Annotated in this window: 18 protein-coding genes and 1 pseudogene; 1 reads left to right on the forward strand and 18 read right to left on the reverse strand. The window is 31.6% G+C overall.

The window, feature by feature from the left end; all coding sequences use genetic code 11:
• The 10 genes from AGR56_RS06295 to AGR56_RS06340 all read right to left on the reverse strand — a co-directional run bounded on the left by AGR56_RS06295 (position 1) and on the right by AGR56_RS06340 (position 6,777).
• Complete coding sequence (locus tag AGR56_RS06295; protein ID WP_053241548.1) at positions 1–237, reverse strand: S24 family peptidase; 237 nt, start codon at positions 235–237, stop codon at positions 1–3.
• Between the two features lie 186 nt (positions 238–423).
• Positions 424–870 (reverse strand): YaiI/YqxD family protein, encoded by a 447-nt coding sequence (locus AGR56_RS06300; protein ID WP_053241549.1) that lies wholly within the window; start codon positions 868–870, stop codon positions 424–426.
• A gap of 21 nt (positions 871–891) precedes the next feature.
• Complete coding sequence (locus AGR56_RS06305; protein WP_053241550.1) at positions 892–1,368, reverse strand: LURP-one-related family protein; 477 nt, start codon at positions 1,366–1,368, stop codon at positions 892–894.
• Between the two features lie 608 nt (positions 1,369–1,976).
• Positions 1,977–2,435, reverse strand: coding sequence for an SDR family NAD(P)-dependent oxidoreductase (locus AGR56_RS23305; protein ID WP_347460416.1), 459 nt, complete (start codon positions 2,433–2,435; stop codon positions 1,977–1,979).
• A gap of 49 nt (positions 2,436–2,484) precedes the next feature.
• Positions 2,485–3,531 (reverse strand): HRDC domain-containing protein, encoded by a 1,047-nt coding sequence (locus tag AGR56_RS06315; RefSeq protein WP_053241551.1) that lies wholly within the window; start codon positions 3,529–3,531, stop codon positions 2,485–2,487.
• A gap of 197 nt (positions 3,532–3,728) precedes the next feature.
• Complete coding sequence (locus tag AGR56_RS06320; RefSeq protein ID WP_053241552.1) at positions 3,729–4,526, reverse strand: NAD(P)H-dependent oxidoreductase; 798 nt, start codon at positions 4,524–4,526, stop codon at positions 3,729–3,731.
• Position 4,527: 1 nt separating this feature from the next.
• Positions 4,528–5,106: a TetR/AcrR family transcriptional regulator gene (locus tag AGR56_RS06325; protein ID WP_053241553.1), complete on the reverse strand. Its 579-nt coding sequence runs from the start codon at positions 5,104–5,106 to the stop codon at positions 4,528–4,530.
• A 119-nt stretch (positions 5,107–5,225) separates the two neighbouring features.
• Complete coding sequence (locus AGR56_RS06330) at positions 5,226–5,990, reverse strand: hypothetical protein (protein WP_207642164.1); 765 nt, start codon at positions 5,988–5,990, stop codon at positions 5,226–5,228.
• A gap of 103 nt (positions 5,991–6,093) precedes the next feature.
• On the reverse strand, positions 6,094–6,357 hold the full coding sequence (locus tag AGR56_RS06335; RefSeq protein ID WP_053241555.1) for a hypothetical protein: 264 nt from the start codon (positions 6,355–6,357) through the stop codon (positions 6,094–6,096).
• 147 nt (positions 6,358–6,504) lie between these two features.
• Positions 6,505–6,777 (reverse strand): acylphosphatase, encoded by a 273-nt coding sequence (locus AGR56_RS06340; RefSeq protein WP_053241556.1) that lies wholly within the window; start codon positions 6,775–6,777, stop codon positions 6,505–6,507.
• A gap of 202 nt (positions 6,778–6,979) precedes the next feature.
• Between AGR56_RS06340 and AGR56_RS06345 the strand changes: the two genes are divergently transcribed.
• Entirely contained in the window at positions 6,980–7,675 is a 696-nt protein-coding gene (locus tag AGR56_RS06345) for a Bax inhibitor-1/YccA family protein (RefSeq protein WP_053241557.1), read from the forward strand.
• Positions 7,676–7,763: 88 nt separating this feature from the next.
• On the opposite strand, the gene AGR56_RS06350 is transcribed toward AGR56_RS06345, so the two are convergent.
• The 8 genes and pseudogenes from AGR56_RS06350 to AGR56_RS23315 form a co-directional block, all read right to left on the reverse strand.
• The gene (locus AGR56_RS06350; protein ID WP_053241558.1) at positions 7,764–8,771 is read right to left on the reverse strand and encodes an aldo/keto reductase; all 1,008 of its coding nucleotides are present in this window, start codon (positions 8,769–8,771) and stop codon (positions 7,764–7,766) included.
• Between the two features lie 26 nt (positions 8,772–8,797).
• Positions 8,798–9,985 carry a pyridoxal phosphate-dependent aminotransferase gene (locus AGR56_RS06355; protein ID WP_053241559.1) on the reverse strand — a complete coding sequence of 396 codons (1,188 nt, stop codon included), beginning with the start codon at positions 9,983–9,985 and terminating at the stop codon, positions 8,798–8,800.
• Between the two features lie 21 nt (positions 9,986–10,006).
• Positions 10,007–10,996 (reverse strand): 2-hydroxyacid dehydrogenase, encoded by a 990-nt coding sequence (locus AGR56_RS06360; protein ID WP_053241560.1) that lies wholly within the window; start codon positions 10,994–10,996, stop codon positions 10,007–10,009.
• Positions 10,997–11,071: 75 nt separating this feature from the next.
• Positions 11,072–12,106, reverse strand: a complete 1,035-nt coding sequence (locus tag AGR56_RS06365; RefSeq protein ID WP_053241561.1) for a sugar diacid recognition domain-containing protein — start codon at positions 12,104–12,106, stop codon at positions 11,072–11,074.
• Positions 12,107–12,257: 151 nt separating this feature from the next.
• Positions 12,258–13,400: pseudogene (locus AGR56_RS06370) on the reverse strand (glycerate kinase).
• Positions 13,401–13,424: 24 nt separating this feature from the next.
• Complete coding sequence (locus AGR56_RS06375) at positions 13,425–14,708, reverse strand: GntP family permease (RefSeq protein ID WP_053241562.1); 1,284 nt, start codon at positions 14,706–14,708, stop codon at positions 13,425–13,427.
• A gap of 288 nt (positions 14,709–14,996) precedes the next feature.
• Complete coding sequence (locus AGR56_RS23310; RefSeq protein ID WP_347460517.1) at positions 14,997–15,611, reverse strand: glycoside hydrolase family 172 protein; 615 nt, start codon at positions 15,609–15,611, stop codon at positions 14,997–14,999.
• Entirely contained in the window at positions 15,596–16,105 is a 510-nt protein-coding gene (locus AGR56_RS23315) for a DUF2961 domain-containing protein (protein WP_347460418.1), read from the reverse strand. Before AGR56_RS23315 ends, AGR56_RS23310 begins: the two co-directional genes overlap by 16 nt.
• Between the last annotated feature and the right edge of the window lie 20 nt (positions 16,106–16,125).

The following is a 16,125-nucleotide window of genomic DNA, read 5'->3' on the forward strand; positions in this document are numbered from 1 at the left end:
TCATCCCTTCATCACTCCCACAACAACTCCCATTATCTTCGCCTCATCATTTTTTATTTCAATAGGCTCGTACTTCTCGTTTTCAGGAATTAAAAGTATGCTGCTGTCCATTTTTAAAAATCTCTTAAGAGCAGTATTGTCACTGTCAACAGCCACTGCAACAATTTGACGTTTTTCAACAGTACTTTGTTTCTTTAAAACCACTATGTCACCGCTGCTAATATCCTCACCTATCATACTTTACCTTTAACCCCACAAAATTACAATAATTAATATTTATTTTTATTTTTTCTTAATTTTATACTTATATTTTACTACAAAATTATGTCAAAATCACTTTAATATACTATATTATGTGCTCATATTTTCAGTAAATATTAATAAAAAAAATGCCAGCGACACTTTCTCGTCACCAGCATTAATTCACATATTCGCTTTTGTAAGCAGCCTCCTAAAGCTCTCCTCAAATCTTTCATCATCCTCTGCCGTTCTTTTCTTCGGTCCTTTTAAATGATTTTTTGAGGCTGCTCTCCTAGCCTTCTTTGAGAGATGTCTTTCCATCAGCATTTGGTCAATGTTGTCATTGGTATACCACTTTCCAGATTGATGGATAGCATACGCACCCTTCCCAAGTGCCATAGCCGCAACACCATAATCCTGTGTAACAACCGCATCACCCTTCCTCGCAAGATTAACAAGAGCAAAGTCTACAGCATCAGCGCCTGCACCAATTATTTTAATATCGCTGTAATCAGAGTGCAAAACATGGTTTGTATCACATAAAAGCGTAACTGGAATACTCATTTCTTTAGCTACCTTCTCTACAATGCGAACTACAGGGCAGGCATCGGCATCAACATAAATTGTCATTTAGTCACATCCTATCAAAACTTAGTCATTTTTATCAGAGCAATTTGCTGCATCTATTGCAATAACAAGCAGGAGTCCCATTATCTCATCCTCAGGATTATAAAAATCAAGCATGTATGTATCTCCCCAATGAAAAGGTTCCTTTGAAATATGTACAATAGGTACAGAGCCGCTATAAACCTCGTAATCCCATCCAAAAAGATTTCCATTCACCTTCCAGCCGTTGCAGTCTATGGCATACCTAGGTTTAAAAAATGAAAGTTCCTTTTGTATTGTACCTACTGCCACTCCATTTATCTCTATTTCAAACTTAGGAAGAAACGTCAAAAGCTTCTGGTGAATTGCCCCTACTTCATTATTGTTTCTATCATATACGTGTATATTATGTCCAATGGACAAAAATTGAGATTTTACAAAGTACTTTGGCGTCTCACTTTCGTCATAAACATCATAAGTATCTGTCAAGGAAAATACACGCTGTTTTATCATCAATCGCATCTGTTTACCCCCTTTTATCCCAATAAATTTACAATAGTTAATAACAGTCGCATGTAAAAATTATAGAATACCTTTTTTCACATTCTCATATAATTATATTTTACTATAAAATTGAATAAACTCCTATTAATTTTTATCAGCTGCTTAACTTTCACGTATTTTGGGATATAGTGTTACCTACTTAGCTATTAAGTTATACATGCATCAAAATTCCTAGAACCATGTCATTTTGAAACATATATAACTTAAGTTTTGGTACGATAACCCTTTATCAATCCACATTTAGTTATTAGTATTGCCATGCTTTTTCACCCATATTTTAAATATTACCGCATTTATAATATCATATATACCATAAATAAATGGAAAAACACGGTTTATTGTATAATAACTAATGGCATAAAGAAGTGATGGAAAAACGACCGGCAAATTAAATTTTATACCTAGCAGCATACAGAAAGCTACCCATTTAGTCGGCTGAATAGGAAATGGTACAGGAGCCTTTTCACCTGATCTTTTAAAAAAATTTGATGCAGTTGCTATTGGATATACAATAATTAGTTTTCCCCTGTCGTTCTTTTCAAAACGGTAAGTGTGAGCAAAGTGAGCTATAGCTGCTTTAGTTGAACAGTAAAGGGCATAGCAGGAAGTGGTACATTACTTACTGCAGAACAAGTTATTGCTACAGTGTAACGCTTTCCTCTGTTTAGCTCTTTCATTTTTTCAAAAGAGTATATTGGGGAAATTACATTTGTATTGAAAATTTTTTCTGCATGGTTCCAATCAGCTTTATTAATTTCTTCACAATAAGCAAAACCCGCATTGGCAACAAAAATATCTATGCCTTTCATTTTTTCTAAGGTAAAATCAAATAATTCATCTATATTTTCCTTTTTAGATACATCACATTTATATGGAATTATTTTGCTATTTATAACAGGTATATTTTCAACATTTCGCCCCACTGCAATAATTGACGCATCATATTTTGATAGCATTTTCAAAAGTTCCAGTCCAATTCCAGAAGAAGCACCTGTTATTATAATTCTTTTTCCATTTAGATTCATAATATTCTCCTTTACTAAAGCAAGAAGTTCACCTACTAAAGAAAAGACATTAACAATTTTTATTTACAATTTCAACAATATCCTTACCATATCTTTCACACTTCACATTTCCAAAACCATTTACTTTCCTAAGCTCCTCTACATTTCTAGGCTTAGCTTTAACCAAAGCTTCTAGCTGCAAATTGCTGTATAAAAAATACGGTTTAACATTTTCCTCTCTGCTTTTATCTAAACGATACTTCCTGAGTTCTTTATATAGAGGTGTTTTCTCCATTGGTTCTTCATATGTAATATCTTTATTACTTAATTGAAATTTTTCATCATTATCAAATAAATTCCCATACTTTTTATTATAGTCAAAAGTATATGTACTATTGTGCTTTAATAATGTGTTTGCAATACTATACATCTTTTCTTCCGTAAACCAATATCCATCTTTATTCGCATAAGCTAATTCCTTCATTTTATTTATAAGTTGATCATGTTTTATTATATGTTCCTTTATTTCTTTTTTAGCAGATCTACTATTTATAATAGTTTTTGGATTTGCAATGACTACTAGTTGTTTAATTAATGAACACCTATGCTCACCAAAATCTTCTTCAGCCTTCAATATGTCTTTTATAAGCTCAACATACCTTTCATTCTGAACAATTGGGCTATACATCCCTTCCGGTTTATATGTTTTGCCCTTAGGCCCTTTAAAATATCTTCTAAATTCTCCCGTACTCGTTATTTGTATATCTCCAACCATGTTTTTACATTCTACTACTAACAAAAATCTAGGGTTAATTACAACAAAGTCAATTTGAGCTGTAAGATCATTATACTTAAGATATAAATCATGCAAAATTAATATTGGCATATGGCTATTTTTAAGTTCAAACGCAACATTCTTTTCTCCTGCCATTCCACAAGACAATAATTTTATATCTTGCTCTATTTGTTTATGCTTTTCTTCTGGTGCAACTTTCAAAAATTCCTCCAAAACTTTAAATTGATCGTTATTTTCATTAAATTCTTTAAAAAAAGTAGGCTCTCTTAATGTAGATGGCTTATTAGTTATAACTTCTTTTAATGTACCAAAAAATCCCATATTGGTCCTTCCCTAAATTCATATGATAATCCAAATGACTGATTATACATTTTACCTTGCTTGCTAAATATTGCAATTATATTTTACTACAATATTATACAAATATGTATATTTTATTATTTTAAAAAATACCAGCAGCAATTAAAATCGTTACTAAATAAAAAACACACCTGACCACCGCCAAGTGCTTAATTAAGCTATTTTTTATAAGTAACAATCATATGCTTAGACATAATCCTTCCAAGTAAATAAAACATATTTCCAAAAATCCTTTTAAATATTGATAGAGGCACCGCAGCATCATACGCTTTTTTAAGTCTATTTCCTTCCTGCCAAAATACTCCATCTTGTGTTGCATATTCTGAGCCTTTCACATAATCAAAGCTCATCCCTCTAAATAAATTGTATGGTATTAAAATTGGATATGATGGGGCATGCAGTTTTTTACTTGCAGTATCTTCATAAAATTTCCTTGCAGCAGCTTCTGCTTTTCTTTTATGCTTTTCTGTTGGCTCATAATTGTTCCAGCTAACTGAACTTATAGGGAGAGTATAACAGTAATTAAAGCCCCAGCCTTTCATAGTTCCTGCCATATTTTTTGTTGAATTTCCTGCTCCAACACCACCTGTAGTTGAAATTACTAGTCCTTTTTTATTAAAATATCTAGGTCGATGAAACATAAAACATAAATGATCCACAAAATTTTTAGTTAGCGCAGGCATCTGAAGATTATAAGTTGGAGCAGAAAAAATAACGCCATCGCTTTCTTCAATTTTATCCATGATTTTTTGTACAATGCTATTGTGAGGACAATAAATATGCCCCTTTCTAAAGCAGGAACTACAACCTGTGCAAAATGGCAAATTCAAATCCTTTAAGTGAAGTTCTGTAAACTCTATTTCACTAGACATTAATAATAGATATTCTTTTACAAGCATAGTTAACTTCCACGTATTTCCCCGCCTTGGCCCTCCATTAATTATTAGTATTTTCATATCACTGCCTCCCTCCAAATAATCTATCTATCATAAAATCAATAAAAATTTCTCTTTCTTTTTTGCTCTTAAAGTCAAGTCCTAAGCTTTCTTTCATAGTATCTTTTCTTAAAAATGCTGCTTGCAAAATAGAGGTCAAGCCAAAACTCAAAAGCATTTTCTCCTCTTTAGAAATATTGTAATCCTCCATGGAAAATAAAAATCCATTAACTGTTTTCATCGTATTATCTGCTTCCTTAGGAGCATTCATATCTCCCAATATAGAAATTTTGGAAACAGAAGGATTTTGCACTAAAAAGTTAGCTACCATTTTTGTAACCTTTTTAAGACGACTAATTGAATTTAATTCATCATTAGAATTTGGTTTAAAGGATTTAATTACATCACTAATAATCCTCTGAACACAGATTTCAACTAAATTTTCCTTAGATTCAAAATGATAGTTAATTAAACCAACTCCAACATTCGCTTCTTTTGCAATGGCACGAGTGGTTATTTTATGAGTCTCACCATTTGCTTTTTGTATTAAATCTATTGTAACTGCAATTATTTTTTCCTTTGCTAATTCTGATTTTTCCATATTATCTCCATTTCTGAACATTGTTCAGTTTTATTGTATGCTAAAATATTCCACTTGTCAAACAAAAAATGCCAGTAACCGTTTGAACATTACTAGCATTTATACATAATTGTTATTTGTTAAATTTTATCTGGTAAAAAATCTAATATATTATCTTTCTTAAGCTCTTTGATTAGTTGTTTATAAAATTCTTTATTATTTATCATATCTATAGAAATATCATAATAGTTTAATGTATAACTAAAACTATCAATAATACTATTGCTATCTGGAATCTTTTTTAGCTCTTCCTCTATTGCAATAGCATTGCTAATATTCTTATTTATTGAATAATCCTTTAACAAGCTTAACAAATGCTTTTTTAATTTTTCTCTACCATCGCATATTTCATCTTTTAATCTTTTTGATTTTTCCATTTCAAGCTTCTGTTTTTTAAAAAATTTATCTAGTGAACTTTCTAAATCTTTTTTCCTTCTTTTAGCTATTATAAACCCTATATCTTCAATTTTTATTAATTTCTCTTTTTTAATCTTTAATGCAAATTTATTAAACTCACTAGAACAATCTTTTATCGACTGTATGCCATCAAAAACTTTAAAATCTACTTTAATATCTTTTTTATATTCCTTATTTTTAAAAGCGTACTTTTTTAGAAAAGAACTTACATTTATTCTTTTATCCACAATTCTTACGCCATGAAAAGTCATATTAACGCACTGAACATAATCTCTTAACATTAACAAAATATTATTTTTGTCTTTTAAAATTTCATTTTTAAGTTCAACTGAAAATTTTTCATTCAATTCATTCTCTATTTGACCATTTAATATATCCTTCTTTGCCTTAACATAAGTTTCTTTTAAATTTTCCTCGCTAATCGCCATTGTTATACAACTTATACCTTTATTTTGGTCAATTATATTATAATTAAAACTGTAAATAATGTTATCACAAATTATTAATCCCAATTTTAAGTTTTTCAAAACTTTAACTTTGCATTTCAAGCTTTTTAATTTCTCTATAGATGATAGATATGTTTCTACATAAAAAACTTTTTTCTATATTAGAATCTTTTTCTATATTTTCACCTATAATGCACTCTACATTGCCTTGACCTAACACGTGCTCCATATCAATTAAAGCATCGGCTTCACTTGGAAGTATGTTGGGAGTTACCCACAAAATTGATTGTTTGGCTTTTCTTATCGCCTTAATTCTACTATCTTCATTAAAATTCTCAAATGCTATCATATTTTACATTCTTCTTTTACAATTACTACTATAGTATTTATATGATATCATTTTTCAATTAATCCACGTTATTTGTTAATATTATTCAATATCTTTTCATACAAACATTCATACAAATTCTCAAAAACAATCATATGTATTAGCAATTTAATATTTAACTCTAAATCTTTTCTCCCCAGGGTCAACATCAATTTTTTTAGTAACCATATCATCTACTCTAACAAAAGTATTTCCTCTTCTTATTTTTGCTAGAAACTCATTAATGCCAGACTCTTTTCCTTGAACTTCCATTCTAACTGTTCCGTCATCGCAATTTTCTACATACCCTGTTAAATCATAAGGAGCTGCTGTATATTGAGCAAAATATCTAAAACCTACTCCCTGAACTCTTCCACATACTTTTACTAAATATCTTTCCATAAAATTCACCCCAAAATATTAAACTTATGTTTTATATATTATAACATTTTTCATACAGTATTTATCATATAATTATTGCATAAAATATAAATACATTTATACTAATTTTTAATTAAATATGAACTTTTATAAAATCGCTTTGTCATATTTAATTCACTATGATAAAATATATAAACATAAAACAATTCAGGAGGTGTTTTTTATGGAATATTTAAAATTAAATGAAGATGAGCAGCGCGAACGCAGCTTCATACGCCAGGTTTACATGTGGATGGCACTAGCACTTTTAACTACAGCTGCAGTTGCATTTTCTATATCAATTTCTCCATCTTTAATGGAAGCTTTATTTAGCAATAGATCATCTTTCTTCGTTTTAGCTATAGCTGAAGTTCTTATTGTAGCATATTTATCTGGAAGAATACACAAAATGACCTCACAAACTGCACTTTTAGTATTTGCTATATATTCAATATTAAATGGAATTACGTTTTCTTGGATATTCCTTGCTTATAGCTTAGGTTCAATTGCAAGTGTATTTTTAACAACTGCTGGAACTTTCGGAGTTATGTGTGCTTATGGATATGTTACTAAAAGAGATCTTTCAAGTATAGGTAATTTATGCTTTATGGCACTTATAGGTTTAATTATTGCTTCCATTGTGAACATTTTTATAGTTAACGACACTTTCACTATGATGATATCCTTTATAGGCGTTATAATTTTTGTGGCACTTACTGCCTATGATACTCAAAAAATAAAAAGAATGGCTGTATCTTTAAACTACTCTTTAGATGCTGATTATACTTCAAAAGTAAGTATTCTTGGTGCACTTACACTATATCTTGATTTTATAAACCTATTTTTATACCTTTTAAGGTTGTTTGGAAAAAAAAGATAATGCTTTGCAAAAATACTAGCAGCACTGAAGCCGCTAGTATTTTTTATGCTTTATTTTAAATGAATACTTACATTTTTAATACAAGGCATTATAAAAAAGTCTTATAATCCTCATAATTCTTTCTAAGTAGTTCTGGAGTATTAAGTCCATATGGACATTTGCTTGCACATTTATTGCAGTGAAGGCAATTTTCTATTTTTTTCATCTTCTCCTGCCAAGCTGCTGATAAATAATCTTTAGCTGGTGCACGGCGAAGAAGGAGGCTCATTCTTGCACAGTTGTTAATTTCAATTCCAGAAGGACAAGGCATGCAGTAACCACAACCTCGGCAAAAGTCACCTGATAATTCTTTTCTGTCATGTTCAATATTTTTCTTCATTTCCTCCGTTAAAACTGGTGGATTCTCGTTATAAGATAAAAATTCGTCTAATTCTCTTTCTCTTTGTATTCCCCAAATTGGAGCAACATTATCATATTGTGCAAGATATGCATAAGCCATAGCTGAATTTGTAATGAGACCTCCAGATAGGGCTTTCATTGCAATAAAGCCCATATTACTATCCTTACATGCCTTTACAAGCTCTACATCTGCTGAACTTGCAAGATAAGAAAATGGAAACTGAAGAGTATCATATAAATTTGATTCTATTGCTTCTCTAGACACTGTAAATTTGTGATTTGTTATTCCGATAAAACGTATTTTCCCCTGCTTTTTTGCCTCCAGCATTGCATCATAAAGACCAGTTTTATCTCCTGGTTTTGGACAAAAATCAGGGTTATGAAATTGATAAATATCAATGTAGTCCGTTTGAAGATTTTTAAGACTTTGCTCTAAATCCTTCCAAAAATCATCTGCATTCTTTGCTCCCGTTTTTGTACTTATAATAATTTTTTCTCTTATGTAAGAAAAAGCAGCCCCAAGCTTCTCTTCACTATCTGAATATAGCCTAGCCGTATCAAAATAGTTGATTCCATTATAAAATGCTTTTTGTAATAAATAAACAGCTTCCTTTTTTTGAACACGTTGAACAGGAAGTGCTCCAAATCCATTTTTACTCACAACTAGTCCTGTCTTTCCTAATGTTACTGTCTGCATTTTACCCTTAACTCCTTAAATTTTAATTATTTTATATATTCTTTAGCTAACTTTTCAAAAGCAGGTAATGAATTTATTATTTGTTCTGTAGTTACGCAGTAAGAAATACGTACATGACCTGGGCATCCAAAATCATCTCCAGGAACTAAAAGAAGATTATATTTTTTTGCCTTTTCACAAAAAGCATATGCATCTTTTTCTAAGGACTGAGGGAATAAATAAAAAGCTCCTTGTGGTTTTACACATTTATATCCTAGCTTTACTAAACCATCATATAATAAATCTCTATTTTTCTTGTAAATTGAAATATCTGATGTATCAGCTGCACACTTTGCTACTACTTTTTGAAATAAGCTTCCAGCACATACATAACCTAAAGCTCTTGCAGCTCCGCAAACAGCAGCATATACCTTAGAGGCTTCTTCCATTTCATCTGGTACAACTATGTAACCTATTCTTTCACCTGGAAGTGACAAAGATTTACTATAGGAATAGCATACAAAGGTGTTATCATAGTATTTTGTTAAGTATGGAACCTTTACATCATCATATGCTATTTCACGATAAGGTTCATCTGAAATTAAGTATATTGTATGTCCATATTCTTTTGACTTAGCTTTAAGCAATTCAGTAAGCTTTACAATAGTTTCTTCTGTGTATACTATTCCAGAAGGGTTATTTGGAGTATTTACAATAATTGCTTTTGTATTTTCATTCATTCTTTTTTCAAACTCATTAAAGTCTATTTGAAAGTTTTCAATTTGAGCAGGAACTACTATAAGTTTAGCGCCAGCAGCTTCTACAAAGCATTTATACTCTGGAAAATATGGTGCAAAGGTTATAAATTCATCTCCAGCATTTGCTAATGCCTTAAAGCATGTGTTTATGGATGCAGCTGCACCTAAAGTCATATATAAATTACTAGCAGCAAATTTTGTTCCAAATCTTCTGTTAATGGAATCTGCTATTGATTTTCTTACATTAAAATCCCCCGGCGCACTTGTATATCCATGCACAGCTACAGGATCTTCATTTTCTAAAATTTCAATAATAGCTTTTTTTACGGATTCTGGTGCAGGAACATTTGGGTTTCCAATGCTAAAATCATATACATTTTCTGCTCCAACTTCAGCTGCTCTTTTTTTGCCAAATTCAAAAATCTCTCTTATTACGGAGCGCTTACTTCCTAGTTCATACATTTCTTGTGATATCATAAATTAATTCCTCCTAAAATTTTATAATCTGTTTACAATATTAATTGGTTTCTCACCATTTACGACCCTTGTAATATTTGTCCACACACCTTGATGCATTTTACGAAAAGCTCCATCGGTGGTTCCTGCGATATGCGGTGTAAATATAACCTTATACTTTACCCCTTCCGGAAGATACAGTAAAGGATTATCCAGTTTTACCGGTTCAGGAGATAAAGTATCAAGACCTGCTCCTGCTATTTCACCATTTATTAGTGCAGTCTTTAGTGCCTGTCCATCAACTATTTCTCCTCTTGCTGTGTTAATCAAAAGGGCTGATTTTTTCATGTTTTTTAAAAATGTTTTATCTACCATATTAGTTGTTTCCTCTGTTACTGGAACATGCAAACTAATTATATCGCATTCTTTTACAAGGTCACCTAATTTTTTATACTGAACGTTATATTCTTTTTCCACTTCAGTTGCAGCTTTTGTTCTGCTATAATAATAAGTCTTTGTGCCAAAGCTTATAAGGCGTTTAGCAGTCTCCTTAGCAATTGCGCCAAAGCCAATGAGCCCAACAGTGCAGTCTGCTAGTTCCTTAATTCCAGAAAGCATCATGCGTTCCTTTGTTTGTATTTGCTCTCCTGCTCTTACTTTAGAATCTCCTTCTAAAGCATTTCTGAGTAGAGCTAACATAAAAAATATTGTGTGTTCTGCCACTGCTCCTGCATTTGCTCCCCTGTTGTTGCAAACGTAAATGTTTAATTTTTTTGCAGTTTCAATGTCAATTCTATTAAATGCTACACCTTCAGAATGAATAAGCTTTAAATTAGGCATATTATTTATTAAATATCCGCTTACTTCCTTAATTGCATCTGCCAAAATAAAATCTGCATCCTTCGCTTTAGAAAGTATTTCATCGTCACTAGAAGATATATCCTCAAATATAAACTCCATATCCTTTGGTACGCTGCAATATTCAAGATACTTTTCTACACGCTTTCTATTGCTAAGTATTAGCGTTTTCAGTCAAATCACCTTCTATTCTTTAACTATCAATTTATTATTATATTATACATTATTTTAACATATTTTCATATGCTTTTATTCTTTCCACATAAGTCCGCAAAAAAGCTCAAAAAGCTGCATCAAATTTTTAGGATCCTTTCCTGTAAGCTTTTTAATTCTTTCAAGTCTGTAATTTAAAGTGTTTCTATGAATATTGAGTCTTTTAGCAACATCATTTATTTGGCCATTTTCTTCTATGTATGTTTGCAGCGTTTGAATAAGTTCAAGCTTATATTCTGACTTATCTATGTTAGAAAATAAAGAAGTAGTATCACTTTTATTCTCACAAGATAAGTTTATAACAAATTTTAAGTTTTCATATTGATATATCTTCGATTCCGGTTTAATTTTTATTCCCATATCAATAGCTTTCTCGGAATTTTCAAGGGAAATAGCTGCAATATTTTCTTTTTCACCTATACTTATTTTTTCTATATCCTTACATTGCTTTAAATCATTAATGAGTAATTGATATTTATATTCTTCACAAACAAAAAATACTATTTTATTATTATCCAAATCACAATTATAGGTATGCTTTTTACACAAGCTTATTATTTCTTTTGAACTGATATCCCCATAAACAAGAATCGCTCTATAGTCTTTTGAAATATCAAAGCCATAATCTCTAGCTATTTTACAAAATTTTTCATCATAAGCTGTCTTTCTATGCGCTAGTTCATGATAAAATCTTTCTTTTCCAAGTCTTCTATCTTGAATTTCTTTATTTGCTTCAGCCTGTTCAATTAAAAGCACTGCTGTTACTCTTACCAGTTTTATAAATTTTTTTACTTCATCAGAATAGCCAGTTATGCCTATTACTCCAATTACCTTACCATCTATTATAATAGGTTCGTTTACACCAGGTTTAACAGATTCACTTTCATCATATATTACATTTAAAGATTTTTTTCTGATTGCTTCTACAGCTCCCTCATGAATATCTCCAATACGACTTAAATCTCCACTTCCTACTATTATGCCATTTTCATTCATGACATTTATATTGTAAGGAACTACGCTCATCATTTCCTTTACAATATTTTGAGCAATAGTCTTTGATAACTTCATTTTATCACCTATTTCTTATATAAATCCCCACAGCTAACTTAAATTCACTATATAGCAATAATAAAATTATGTAAAGTTGTAATTTTTGCATATGAAAATAAAATCCAAACAGAATTAATTCTGCTTGAATTTTAAGTTAGTTTTATAAAAGCTATATATTTAAGTTTATTAATCTTATTACATTTTCAGAAGCTTTTTCAACATTCTCTTTTCCATTTTTAAGGGCATCTTCAATAGAAGCAGCTCCTCTCATTATTCCAAATATTGAATCTATGCCATTTTCATATAAATCATCAATATTATCTCCAACTCTTCCTGCAAGGGCAATTACAGGTTTGCCATATTTTTTAGCAACTCCTGCTACACCAATTGGAGTTTTTCCAAATTTAGTTTGATAATCTATACTTCCTTCTCCTGTAAAAACAACATCGCAAAGCTTTATCTTATCCTCTAAGCCTGAATATTCTATAACTAGTTCAATTCCATTTTTAAGTTTTCCATCTAAAAAGGCTAAAAGTCCTGCTCCTAATCCACCTGCAGCTCCTGCTCCTGGTATATTAATAATATCCTTCTTACACTGCTCTTTTATTATCTCTGCATAATGCTTTAAGTTTTTATCTAATATTTCAATCATTTCCTTTGTTGCACCCTTTTGTGGTCCAAATATATTTGAGGCTCCATTTTCACCACAAAGTGGATTGTTTACATCACAGGCAACTTCAATTTCTACACTTTTTAATCTCTTATCAAAGTTGGACAAATCTATTGTTTTTAGTTTGCCTAGTTCACCACCGCCAAAACCTATTTTTTTCCTTCTTCATCTAAAAAATTTTGCTCCAAGAGCACTTATAGCACCAGCTCCACCATCATTGGTTGAACTTCCTCCTATACCTATAAGTATTTTTTTTACGCCTTTATCAAGACAAGCTTTAATAAGCTGACCTGTACCATATGTAGTAGTAGTTAATGGATTTCTTTTTTCTTTTGGAACCAGATGAATTCCACTAGCACTTGCCATTTCAATTACTCCAACTTCTCCATCGCCTAAAATGCCATATTGTGCCTCTATCTCATTTAAAAGTGGTCCAACAACCTTTATGGAGTATATTTTTCCATTTGTAGCATCAATAAGAGACTGCATTGTTCCTTCTCCTCCATCAGCCATTGGAACATGTATACAGTTAATTTTATTGTTAATTTTCTTTATTCCTTTTTCCATTGCCATACAAACTTCTTTTGCAGTCATACTCTCTTTAAAAGAATCTGGTGCCAATACAATTGTAAAATTTTTCATAAGACATTCTCCTAACATAAGTTATTATAATAATCCATAAATAACAACTGCTGCTATTGCCATGGAACCTCCCACTATGGATTCATATGGTATTAATTTCATACGTTCACTGATGTTCATTTTTACCGCATCTGCTGAAGCGTGAAAGAAATTTCCATGAGGAAGATGATCAATAACTACAGCTCCTGTATTAATCATAACAGCTGCGCTTAAAGGTGCTATTCCCATGGAAAGTATAGCTTTTCCAAATGTCCCTGTTGCTACTATTGCTCCTGTTGATGTGGATGCTGTAGCTGCTGCCATAAGTATACCGGCTATTGGTGCTAAAAACGTTCCTGATATTCCAAGGGAATGTATTCCACTAACAACTACCTGACTTAAATTAGACTTTGAAATAACTCCAGCAATTGCTCCTGCTCCAATTAATATCATTACTGTTCCTGTCATTCTATTTAAGCCTGATGTAGTATAATCAATTACTTTATTAAATTGTCCCATTGCAGCTAAGCCTATCAGTCCTGCAATAGGCAATATAAACATAGCATCTATTTTAAGCTCTGTTAAAAATTTTATGTGAAGCATACTTCCAACAGGATTTAATGCTAGCAATATTACTGCTGTTATAGGTGCAACCATTGCCTTTCCAAAGCTTATTTTCTTTTTCTCTGAAGCTATTTTATCTATTTCGGTTTCTTTAATAAGTTCTCCTTTTTTGCTAATAAGTGTTGAAACTACATATGTAATTATAAGACCTATTATAGCAGGTATGAAAGCTCCTATCATAACCTGAGCAAGTTCTATATTAAAACCCTTGGCAACCGCAATAGTATTAGGATTAGGCGAAATTATGTTTCCTGCCTTACCTCCACCTATCATAGCTAAAAGTATAGACGATTTTGTTATTCCAACTTTTCTTGCCACTGGAAGTGCTATTGGCGCAACTATGATAACTGTAACTGGTATAAACACTCCTACAGCCGTAATTATCATGCTAGCTAGTGCAATTGCCAGAAGGACCTTCTTTTCTCCCATTTTTTCTACTATGGTTTCAGCAATTTTTTCTGCTGCTCCCGATTCAATCAAAATACCAGCTAAAACTCCAGCTGCAATTACACGAACCACTGCTCCCATTACACTGTTTGTGCCAGAAATTATAACATCAACTGTTTGTGATAAGCTTGCTCCTCCAACAAGTGCTCCTATGATTGCTCCTGTAAAAAGTGAATACACAGGATTTATTTTTCTAAAAATGAGTATTATGGCGATTATTAATCCAACTATCGCTCCACCCCAGTTAATAATATACATTTATGTTCCTCCCTTTGTTTTTGAGCGTTAACGTTTTCTTTTGTTATATAACAGTATTAATAATAATATATTTGAGGAACTCATAAAACTGTTTATTTAATAATTTATTTTGTTCATTTGCACTACATGATTAATTTATAAAAAAATACCAAGACATGCTAACCCGTTAACATATCTTGATATAGTGATTCCATCTCAACTAAAAACTACATTATATATACATGGTAATTCCTTTAAGCTCGGTATCTAGAAACATAAATAGTTTAAATCTTACTCCTATAATTGCTTTTATCTAGGCCATCTTTCTTCTTTAGATGGTAGTTCTTTGAATGAATTATGTGGTTCTGATTGATACCAATATGCAACAGTAGAAACATCATCCTGACGCTCAAAAAGGCCCTTATGGCATACTCCTATTTGTTGAATAGTAACCTTCAAGTCCTCCTCAAAACGAATTGGATCCATGATGTGCCATCTATACATTCCTCTCATTGGCATACAATCATTGTTATGATATGCATTATGAATATCCTCATCTTTATCTCTGTAAAAAGGATATCCCATAAATGGTGTACAATACGTATTTTCTACTGTTTTTCCATTTACCTGAGTTGCAAAACTCCATGCACCGCCAAAGTAATCTTCTGTTCCTGTACCGCATATTGTTGGGTATTCTTCATCACCATCCATATAAAATTTAACTTCACCTTCACCCCACCAATATCTTTCAAGCGTACTTAAAGCCATATATGTCCCTACATAATGTCCTTTTCCCTTTACATTGTCAAGTATTACATAATCCTGCTTTAATTTAGTTATTTTTTCACGTCTCCACTGTGCATGAAAATATGCGGTTTCCTCTGGAAGTTCATCATATAAACAGTAATCTATTTGATAAAAAATCCAGTTATATCATTAGCATGTTGATTTTCAATTGTTATCTTAGCCCTTTTACCAAATGGCATAGGAAAATAACAGTTAAATCCTCTTGTTGGATTTACTACAATAGGCATAGAATTTACTACAGCACTAGCCCCGAAACCAGAACAGAAAAAATCTCCTAATGGACTTTCAACCGAGGGTTCCTCTTCGTCATCCCAATACATTTTTAAAACAAGATCTCTTAAAACGAACCTATCTGCCTCAGATGTCCTATCTGTAACCGTTATCCAAATATGCTGAATAACTCCAGTTCCCTCTATTTCTGCAAGTGTAATCGTTTTATCGTGTTGTAAACTTATACATGGAGATCCTTTTCTTGATGGTCCTAAATTACTTGATGCCATACCGCCTTTTCCCTTTTCTCCTTTAGGGTTTTCCGCATTAATAGTTCTAGTTCTTCCGTTATTCATAATAGGAAGAGAACCCAGTCCTGTAATAAATGGATTGTTTAACATATAATTACCTCTACTTTCCT

The sequence above is a fragment of the Clostridium sp. DMHC 10 genome, assembly GCF_001270375.1.
Lineage (GTDB): Bacteria > Bacillota > Clostridia > Clostridiales > Clostridiaceae > Clostridium_S > Clostridium_S guangxiense.